This window comes from Paenibacillus sp. 01L418 (genome assembly GCF_056400045.1).
Window position 1 is genome coordinate 1 of sequence record NZ_JBFTSN010000784.1, and the last position, 1,121, is coordinate 1,121.

The following is a 1,121-nucleotide window of genomic DNA, read 5'->3' on the forward strand; positions in this document are numbered from 1 at the left end:
CTTTTGGTTTGAATGACAGACTCATTCTTTAAAATAGGGCGTAATCCCGCTTGAATATAGGTTCTCCACTAAATTGAAAAATTGTTCTGACGATAAATCCTTTTGACGCTGGAGCCAAAGACGAAATAAAGAAAGGGAAGTTGTCAGGTAAAACTCAATTAAGTATGGCGTTATGGAATGGTTTTGCGGAATGTTTAATTCTAATTGATTCAAAGTGATTTCATTTTTTAAGCGTTTTAAAAAACGGGCACTTCCATAATCACCCAAAAGGGCATTAAGAACCAGGAGATGTTCTCTTTTGTCCAGACAATAGAGCGTATCTTGAACCGTATGCATCGATAGCTCTTTGTTTTCCAATTCTTTTTTCATTTCATTCAATAAGTCATTTTCAACAGAGTCTAACAATTCGTAAATGTCGATAAAGTATTGATAAAAGGTGCTGCGGTTATATCCTGACTTATTCGCAATTTCCTGAACCGAAATTTTCTCAATCGGCTTTTGGCTATATAACTCACAAAAAACTTCTACAAATTTTTGTCTTGTTTTCTCCGTTATTTGGGGTTGCTTTTTCATGTTTCCCTCCTACTAGCGATAAGAATATCATCCGACAAATAATAAAAAACTGATGGTTGATCAAGGAATAATGAAGATTTATAATCACATCATACAACATGTTGTCTGATAATCAAAAAGGAAAGTTAATAAGTAGGAGTGATTTAAATGTCAGCAAAACAAGATAGAATTTTAATTTTTGGTGCAGGTGTCATCGGGAGCATGTACGCAATTAAGCTTATTGAAGCAGGGTTTGACGTTACCCTGTTTGCACATTCTAATAGATTTAAATCATTAAGAGAAAATGGCCTGCAATATAAAGAAAAAGATACAGTTAGATCGATACAAGTGAATGTCATCGATACGCTCGAAAATGACGATATATACGATTTTATTTTCGTTACCGTTCGTTATGATCGGTCCGAATCAGCGTTGTTAGCGCTAAAAGATAATCAAAGCAAAAATATAGTTACGATGACTAGTAATTCAATTGGATTTTCTTCGTGGCTGGATATCGTAGGGGATAGACTTTTACCAGCTTTTCCAGGCTTCGGCGGACAGATTAAAGA

Annotated in this window: 2 protein-coding genes; one reads left to right on the plus strand and one right to left on the minus strand. The window is 34.9% G+C overall.

Annotation, left to right across the window (positions count from 1 at the left end; translation table 11 throughout):
• Window positions 1-21: 21 nt before the first annotated feature.
• Complete coding sequence (locus AC1DSE_RS35605) at window positions 22-573, minus strand: TetR/AcrR family transcriptional regulator (RefSeq protein WP_477512015.1); 552 nt, start codon at window positions 571-573, stop codon at window positions 22-24.
• Window positions 574-720: 147 nt separating this feature from the next.
• Here AC1DSE_RS35605 and AC1DSE_RS35610 point away from each other — a divergent pair.
• A partial coding sequence (locus AC1DSE_RS35610) for a ketopantoate reductase family protein (protein ID WP_477529163.1) occupies window positions 721-1,121 on the plus strand: 401 nt, incomplete at its 3' end.